This is a genomic window from Cupriavidus sp. GW823-FHT06D04 (genome assembly GCF_058795055.1).
This window is the reverse complement of sequence record NZ_JBXAHL010000085.1, coordinates 1-7,774: the sequence shown is the minus strand read 5'-3', so window position 1 is coordinate 7,774 and position 7,774 is coordinate 1. Positions and strand designations below refer to the sequence as shown.

Annotated in this window: 7 protein-coding genes and 1 pseudogene; 5 read left to right on the top strand and 3 right to left on the bottom strand. The window is 64.0% G+C overall.

The window, feature by feature from the left end:
• The first annotated feature begins 125 nt into the window (after window positions 1-125).
• The 4 genes from ampC (at window position 126) to AC1Q7H_RS39450 (ending at window position 4,227) form a co-directional block, all read left to right on the top strand.
• The gene (gene ampC, locus AC1Q7H_RS39465; RefSeq protein ID WP_211981318.1) at window positions 126-1,316 is read left to right on the top strand and encodes a class C beta-lactamase; all 1,191 of its coding nucleotides are present in this window, start codon (window positions 126-128) and stop codon (window positions 1,314-1,316) included.
• Window positions 1,317-1,434: 118 nt separating this feature from the next.
• Window positions 1,435-2,253 (top strand): hypothetical protein, encoded by an 819-nt coding sequence (locus tag AC1Q7H_RS39460; protein WP_492382494.1) that lies wholly within the window; start codon window positions 1,435-1,437, stop codon window positions 2,251-2,253.
• Window positions 2,254-2,364: 111 nt separating this feature from the next.
• Window positions 2,365-2,811, top strand: a complete 447-nt coding sequence (gene copM / locus AC1Q7H_RS39455; RefSeq protein ID WP_153956799.1) for a CopM family metallochaperone — start codon at window positions 2,365-2,367, stop codon at window positions 2,809-2,811.
• Window positions 2,812-2,847: 36 nt separating this feature from the next.
• Entirely contained in the window at window positions 2,848-4,227 is a 1,380-nt protein-coding gene (locus tag AC1Q7H_RS39450; RefSeq protein WP_492382493.1) for a YncE family protein, read from the top strand.
• 30 nt (window positions 4,228-4,257) lie between these two features.
• Here the strand turns inward: AC1Q7H_RS39450 and chrA are convergent, their stop codons facing one another.
• On the bottom strand, window positions 4,258-5,487 hold the full coding sequence (gene chrA / locus AC1Q7H_RS39445) for a chromate efflux transporter (RefSeq protein ID WP_153956797.1): 1,230 nt from the start codon (window positions 5,485-5,487) through the stop codon (window positions 4,258-4,260).
• A 105-nt stretch (window positions 5,488-5,592) separates the two neighbouring features.
• Between chrA and AC1Q7H_RS39440 the strand changes: the two are divergent.
• Window positions 5,593-5,750, top strand: a pseudogene (locus AC1Q7H_RS39440) (type II toxin-antitoxin system YoeB family toxin); the annotation flags it as partial.
• Between the two features lie 96 nt (window positions 5,751-5,846).
• Here AC1Q7H_RS39440 and AC1Q7H_RS39435 read toward each other — a convergent pair.
• Entirely contained in the window at window positions 5,847-6,125 is a 279-nt protein-coding gene (locus tag AC1Q7H_RS39435) for a c-type cytochrome (protein WP_013952938.1), read from the bottom strand.
• Window positions 6,126-6,135: 10 nt separating this feature from the next.
• Window positions 6,136-7,365, bottom strand: coding sequence for a molybdopterin-dependent oxidoreductase (locus AC1Q7H_RS39430; RefSeq protein WP_153956796.1), 1,230 nt, complete (start codon window positions 7,363-7,365; stop codon window positions 6,136-6,138).
• Window positions 7,366-7,774: the final 409 nt, after the last annotated feature.

The following is a 7,774-nucleotide window of genomic DNA, read 5'->3' as shown; positions in this document are numbered from 1 at the left end:
GAGCGACTTCACCCGGTAGCGGTAGACACGAATCATGCCGCTCATTCTAACGTGGGAATGCCGCCTCTCGGCGGCGCTCCTTTCACCCCCCGCCTTGAATGGCGAGGTTTCTCGGAGCAAATCTGATGAAACGGATTCCTGTTGCCCGCATCGCCACCTTCGCCATGGCTTGCAGCCTCTTCGCAGCCAATGCCAGTGCCGCCGACAGTGTCAGGCAGCGCCAGGTCGAACGCGCTGTGAACGATGCCATCCGCCCCCTGATGGCGGCGCACGGCGTCCCCGGCATGGCCGTTGCCGTCACGGCCGGCGGCAAGCGCTATGTCTTCAACTACGGCGTCGCGTCGAAGGCGGGCGGGCGCAAGGTCGATGGCGACACGCTCTTCGAGATCGGCTCGGTCAGCAAGACTTTCACCGCGACGCTTGCGTCCTATGGACAGGCCCGCGGCGCCCTGTCTCTGGCCGACCCTGCCGGGAAATACCTGCCGGCGCTCGCGGGAAGCAGCCTGGGCGCGACCAGCCTGCTCGATCTTGGCACCTATGCAGCCGGCGGGCTGCCGCTGCAGTTTCCGGATGCAGTCACCGATACCAGGTCGATGGTCGACTATTTCCGGGGCTGGCGCCCCAGATATGCCGCCGGCACCCATCGCCAGTATTCGAATCCCAGCATCGGCTTGTTCGGCTACCTGGCTGCCAGCAGCATGGGCCAGCCCTTCGATGACCTGATGGAGAAGACGCTGTTCCCGGCGCTGGGCCTGGCCCACACCTACATCAGGGTGCCGAAAGCGCGCATGGGCGACTATGCCTATGGCTATTCGAAAGACGGCAAGCCGGTCCGGGTGGCGCCCGGCGTGCTGGATGCCGAAGCCTACGGCGTGAAAACCACGGCGGCTGACATGATCCGCTTCGTCGAAGCCAACATCGACAGCGCCGGCCTGGACGACAAGCTGCGGCGTGCCATTGCCGGGACGCACACCGGATACTTCAAGGTCGGAGACATGGTGCAGGGGCTGGGCTGGGAAATGTACGCCTGGCCCACCCGGGTCGACAGCGTGCTGGCCGGCAGTTCACCGCAGGTCGTGCTCGAGGCGAACCCGGTGAGCCGGCTGGAGCCGCCGCTGTCATCGCCCGCCGATGTGCTGGTCAACAAGACCGGTTCGACCAATGGCTTTGGCGCCTACGTGGTCTTTGTGCCGGCGAAGCGGATTGGCATCGTGATGCTGGCGAACAAGAACTTCCCGGTGCCGGAGCGGGTAAAGGCAGCGTTTTGGATACTGGCGGTACTGGACGGTGTGCCAGCAGGGGCCGGCAGCAGGTAAGGGGAGGGCACGCCCTTCATCAAGGCGACACGTTGCCCAGGCAAGCTGCCTGGACCGCTCTTGCCGGTTGATCCGGCAAGGCATCGTCGCCCTGATTCTTATCCGATGAAGTCCACTCATGCTTGAACGCCGCCGTTTCCTTGCATCCACCTCCGCGGCCATTGCGGCCCCGATCGCCACCACCATCCTGAGCGCCTGCGGGGACGGTAATGCCGCCGACGCACCTGCCGCGATCTCCGATACGGAACTGCAGCGCCAGATGAACGCGCGCCTGGCGGTTCAGCTTAAAGACACCGCAGCTGCGGAGCAGATCTCGCCCCACGTGCTGGACTTTGCGCTCACCTGGCAGCCTCCGACCATCGCGGTATCCCGGCTGAACCGCATCGTGGCGTACGGGTTCGGCAACCGGACGAACGCGCAAAGCGGCAACACGCCGACCAATGGCGGGAACCAGGCCGCACTGCCGGACCCGGGCCCCGTCAATGAAAAGCTCGCCGACACCGTCCATGCCATCTATCAGCAGCACCCGGTAAAGGTCTACGCGCAGTGGGAGATTGCGCGCTTCCTGAAGTCCAAGTACGGCCTGACCGATATGGTATCGATCGAGCCGGTGACCAATCCGGATGGCAGCATCACCTACCTGAGCACCGATGGCGTTGCCGCAAAGGTGGTGGAACTCGAACAGAACAATGCCGCCGGCATGGGGGTAGTGGGGGTCATTGGCTTCCGTGACCACGTCAAGCGCTGCGTGCTGACCTCGCGCGACCGCGGCATGAATGCCTTTGCCCCGGAAGGTGTGGAAATGCCTGGCGAATACGACGCGCAATCGGGCCAGTCCTGGACGCGTCGGCGCGACCTCTACCTGCTGCACGACATGTCCGCCCAGGTGCAGAGGCTGCGCGCCATGGCTATCGCGGCGGCGTACCCCAACGGCTAGCGCGCAAAAATATCCGGTTCTCCATGGAATAGTTCACGCGCCCCGCGTGTATACGCAGGTAATCCCCCGGCCGCCGGTGAACGCCAGGCCCGGAAAACAGGAGACCCTGCAATGCAACGGAGAACCCCACGCAATGGCGTCGGCACTGCGGCACGCATCGTGCCGGCGCTGTTCCTATGGGCTGCAAGCTTTGCCGCGCCAGCCCAGGATGCCCACCGGCATCACCAAACCACCCCGGGGCAGGCACCGCCGCCCTTTGTCGCCAGCACCGCAAAGCCGTTTTCCGGCCTGATGGGTGACGCCATGGCCGTGATGGATCACGGCATGGCGCAGGCAGTCATGAACGGCATCCCCGACCACGACTTTGTCACCATGATGATTCCGCACCACCAGGGCGCGATCGACATGGCCAAGGCGCTGCTGCTGTATGGCAAGGACCCGGAGCTGCGCAATCTTGCCCAGGGCATCATCACCGAGCAGCAAAATGAGATCCGCCTGATGCAAGCCTGGCTCCAGCGCAGCCAGGCCAGGACACCTGGCGCCGCCAATCCTCGCTAACCCACGGACATACACCGCCCGCATCAGGACCGACTCATGAAAAGACATGCCCTTATCCTTGCCGTGGCCGCGCCTCTCGCAGTCGCCGCGCCGCAGCCACAGGATCGCGTTTATACCGCTGACCAGAACAGCAACACCGTTTCAGTGATCAATCCGGTGAGCAACACCTTGCTTGGGCAGATCCGCCTCGGCAACGCGCGGCCGGACGTGCTGTCGCCGCTATACAAGGGCGAGCTCAATGTCCATGGTCTTGGCTTCTCGCCTGACCATCGGACCCTGATCGCGATCTCGAACGGCTCGAATTCCGTCGCGTTCATCGATACCGCAACCAACAAAGTCAAGGGCATTGCCTATATCGGCCGCTCACCGCATGAGGGCTTCTTTACCGCGGATGGAAAAGAGGTGTGGGTAGTCGTCCGCGGCGAAGACTATATCTCCGTCATCAACCCGGTGACGTTCCGTGAAACCCGCCGCATCCAGACCACGGCAGGGCCGGGCATGGTGCTGTTCCATCCTGCCGGCAAGCTCGCCTTCGTAGTCTCCAGCTTCAACCCCGTGGTGGATGTCATCGATGTCAAGGCACACAAGGTGGTCAAGCGGCTCAATGTCACCAGCCCGTTTTCACCGTTCCTGCAGTTCACGCCGGACTTCCGCGAGGTGTGGATGACGCACAAGGACGTGGGCAAGGTTACCCGCATCGACACCGAAAAACTGGAAGTGAAGGGCGTCTTCGACACCGGCTTCATCACCAATCACCTTGCCTTTGCCAGGACTGCGCGCGGCACGTTCGCCTATGTGACAGTGGGCGGCGAAAACGTGGTCAAGGTATTCACAACCGAGGCCGAACCGCGGCTGGCCGCGACCATTCCGGTCGGCGCGCTGCCGCACGGCATCTGGGCTGCCGACGACAGTTCACGCATCTATGTCGGCCTGGAAAACGGCGACGCCGTGGACGTGATCGACACCGCAACGAACCAGGTCATGAGCCGCGTGCCGGTGGGCCAGGCGCCGCAGGCACTGGTCTATGTCTCCAACGCCGTGCCAGGCGGCGAAGGGACCGCGAACCTTGTGCCGAGAGCGAACAGCGATCCGGTCAACATCGCCCTCAGGCCGGTCAATGGCGATGCCAAGGGCTTTGTGGTTGCGCGCAATCTTGGTGTTGTCGACGCGTTGGAAGTATCCCTGTTCAAGCTGAAGCCGCAAACCACCTACAGCGTCTATGTCGCAGGACAGGCCACGCCCGTGGCAAGCTTCCGCACCAATGCGGCCGGCATGGCCAATGGCACCGCCATTGGCCCGCTGCGCGAAGTCGTGACGACGCTTTCGCCAAAGAGCACCACCCCAGCGAAGCTGATCGTCATGGAGGGCGATGCGGCGGCGGATCCGGCTAGGGCGGTGTTGGTGAGCGTGCCGTGAGCTGAGCGACCTGGGTTGGCGGATCCCCGGCTAGAGCGCCAGGATCCATCCGCCCAGCGCCGTGCCGGCCACCACCAGCACGGGTGACACGCGGCCGTAGACGAGCAGGCCGAAGGCCGCCAGCGCCAGGCCGAAATCCGCCTTCGAGTGAATCGCGCTGGTCCATACGGGGTCGTACAGCGCGGCGACCAAGACGCCAACAACAGAGGCATTGATGCCACCCATCGCGCTCTGCACCCCATCGCGCTGGCGCAGGCTTTCCCAGAATGGCAATGCGCCCGCCACCAGCAGAAACGCCGGCGCAAAGATCGCGAGAAGCAGTACCAGCGCGCCCACCCATCCACCCAATGGCGCGGGGGAGAGCGCCCCGAGGTACGCGGCAAAGGTGAACAGGGGGCCCGGAACAGCTTGTGCTGCACCGTAGCCCGCCAGGAATGCATCATTGCCGACCCAGCCAGGGGGCACCACGCCAGCCTGCAGCAGCGGCAGCACGACATGTCCACCCCCGAAAACCAGCGCTCCGGCCTGGTAGAAGACCGACACGGCCGACACCGCCATGGAACCGGTCACAGCGGCAAGGGCCGGGAGCAGCACCAGCAGCACGCCGAACAGCGCGAGAAGCAGAACGCCGACCCGGCGACTCACACCGTAGTTGAGATGCTGGGCAGGAGGCAGATGGTTCAGCTGCAAGGTCCAGCGCGCAACCAGGCCACCCAGCACAATGGCAGCAATCTGGCCCACCGCACCTGGCACCGCGAGGACCAGAAGCGCGGCCGCGACCGCGATGCCCGCGCGCAGCCGGTCCGGACACAGCGACCTGGCCATGCCCCATACCGCCTGTGCGACAACTGCCACGGCCGCCACCTTCAGGCCGTGGACTGCCCCGGAATCCGCTACGCCGGACCAGCGCGCAACGCCAAAGGCAAACAGGACAAGTGCAATCGCAGAGGGCAGGGTAAAGCCCGCCCAGGCGGCCAGCGCGCCAAGCCAGCCCGCCCGCTGCAGCCCCAGCGCCATGCCAACCTGGCTGCTGGCGGGCCCCGGCAGGAATTGACATAGCGCGACCAGGTCCGAGTAGCTCTTGTCGTCCAGCCAGCGGCGGCGCTCCACGAATTCGGTGCGGAAGTAACCCAGGTGCGCGATCGGGCCGCCGAATGAAGTCAGGCCAAGTTTCAGGAACGCCCGAAGAACCTCTGGAACCGTGCCACGTGTTGCGGCGTCAGCGGCGCGGTTTGTGTCCTGAGCGGGGCTGGGGGGCATCGGCGGTGTTCTCGGTTAAGGTTTCATCGACCAGTTCCGCGAGCCGTGGGCGCAAAGCCCCCAGTGCCTGCCGGCCCTTGTATAACGAATTTCGATATTGTATCGAGACTACCTCGGGGTGGCATCGGCAAGCCCGAAGGCTTGAAGGGCAACCTGTCGGGCTTCTGGTCGCGCCGCACCGACGACACGAACCGCCTGGTCTATGCGGCGGATGATGAAGGCTGCGCATTGTCAGCTGCTGCTACCACGACGGCGACAAGTAAGCTGACCACTTGCGCGTCAGGCGGGAAGCCAGAAGGCCCTGAGTGCCGCAACAGCAATGGGTGCCGCGTTTCGCCTCCTGACCGCCTTCGCCCGCCTCATCCCTTGCCATAGTACCGGCTGAGGTAGTCCACGATCTGAGGGATGTCTTCGTCCTTGATGGGGGCGCCGAACGCCTTGACCATCTTGTTCACCGTGGCGGTCCAGCCGTTGCGATCGAGGAAGACCGAGTTCATCGGGATGTAGTCGATGCTATGGCAGCTGATGCAGTTGGCCATGACCTTGTCCTTGCCGGCACCGTCCTTGATCCTGATGCTCGCCTCATCGGCCAGCGCATTGCCCGTCACCAGGATGAGGCTGAGCAGCATGGCTTTCATGGCATCTCCCTCACACGATTTCGACTTCGACCCGCTGGACCACATTGTGGTGATAGCCCGCGGGATTGTGGATCAGCTCGAACGTCTGGGTGGCGCCGGCGCGGTTGATGGCCCTGGCCATGACGGCAAGCTTGCCGCTCTTGCCGGGCGTGAACCGCAGGCTGAAGAGCCGGAAGGCGTAGCGCCCATGCTCCGGCCCAAGCTCGCTTGCTTGCCAGCTTCGCCCGCCGTCGGTCGAAACTTCCACGCGATAGATGCCGTAACCGCCGTCCCAGGCGATCCCCTTCACCTCCAGCACCGTGCCGCGCCGTATGCGCTGGCCCGGCAGCGGATTCGTCAGCAGCGAGTTCACCACCATCTCAGTGATTGGCATGTTGACGTCGGTTTCCTGGCTGACAAAGCGGTCGACCTGCGGAAACTTGCCCTTGGGGATGCGATAGGCGGGGTTCATCCAGAACCCGGACAGGGGCTTGGCCAGCGCATTGATCGAGACGATGTGCTTGACCCAGTACGTCGCGGTCCAGCCGGGCACGACGATGCGAGCAGGGTAGCCGTTCCAGTGCGGCAGCGGGGCGCCATTCATTTCCCAGGCGATCAGGGCGCTTTCCTCCATCGCCTTCCATGCCGGTATGCTCTTGACGAAGTCCGGCGTCTGCGCGATCACGGGTCTGTCCGCGCCGTCGAAGGCAATCTCCACGGCGTCCTTGCCGATCCCGGCCTTGGCTAGTACGTCCCTGAGCCTTGCGCCGCGCCATTTTGCATTGCCCATCGCGCCTGGCCCCCATTCCACGCCCGGCACGTGAGGCTGGAACAGGCCCCGCCGGTTGCCTGAGCACTGGCAAACCGCCGCCACCTCGAACGGCTCGAAGTCCTTCTTCAGTTGGGAAAGCGTCAGCTCGAACGGACTTGTGGCCGCCTCTCCGCCAATTCGCAGCCGCCAGTCGGCCTCGTTCACCTCGGGAATGGAAGCGAGGTGATAGCGCACGAAGAATGCATTGTTGGGGGTGAAGGCCTCACCGAAATATGCCAGTGGCGTTTCGTAGTTCGGTGGCCGGTAAGTCCGCTTGATGAGTGGCAGCTTGCCCGGCAGCGCGTCCAGCACCGCTGATTCCCGCGCGCCTTCAGGCAGTTCGGGCGTCATGTCTGCGACCGCCGCGAAAAGCGGTGCCGGCAGCAATGGCCCAGTGCCGGCGGCCAGCAGTCCGGCTCCGCGCTTGAGAAACGCTCTGCGTGTGGTCATGTCGCCCCCGTCCGAGGTCCACATGACATCACTCTAGTGCATGCCGCGCCATTGGCCCAGCAAGCGGCGGTCTGGCACCAAGCTCATCCTGGGGCGCGGAAGAGAGGCTCTCTCGCAGGCCAGCGTCGGGCCGAAGTCGGGAAGCTTGACGGCTTTCCGTCCGTCCGAGACCGGAGCCCGTCATGTCAGCAGGAGCCATTACGATGACGGTGCGGCAGATCGACCGGCTCAAGGTCGTTCAAGCGCTGGCAGATGGCTATCTCAAGCGCCTGCCACACTCGGACATTTGAACTTAGCCAGAACCGGACATTCTGGTTTGGCCCTTACACCTTTTGTCCAGGCAAAGTTGAAATGTCCGGTCGCCGGCAAAGCTAAAATGTCCGGAGAGTCCTCAACTTGCTTGTTCAGT

Coding starts and splice junctions, on each gene's coding strand:
- copM (WP_153956799.1), top strand. CDS start 2,365: ATGCAACGGAGAACCCCACGCAATGGCGTCGGCACTGCGGCACGCATC.
- AC1Q7H_RS39435 (WP_013952938.1), bottom strand. CDS start 6,125: ATGAAAGCCATGCTGCTCAGCCTCATCCTGGTGACGGGCAATGCGCTG.
- ampC (WP_211981318.1), top strand. CDS start 126: ATGAAACGGATTCCTGTTGCCCGCATCGCCACCTTCGCCATGGCTTGC.
- AC1Q7H_RS39430 (WP_153956796.1), bottom strand. CDS start 7,365: ATGACCACACGCAGAGCGTTTCTCAAGCGCGGAGCCGGACTGCTGGCC.
- AC1Q7H_RS39460 (WP_492382494.1), top strand. CDS start 1,435: ATGCTTGAACGCCGCCGTTTCCTTGCATCCACCTCCGCGGCCATTGCG.
- AC1Q7H_RS39450 (WP_492382493.1), top strand. CDS start 2,848: ATGAAAAGACATGCCCTTATCCTTGCCGTGGCCGCGCCTCTCGCAGTC.
- chrA (WP_153956797.1), bottom strand. CDS start 5,487: ATGCCCCCCAGCCCCGCTCAGGACACAAACCGCGCCGCTGACGCCGCA.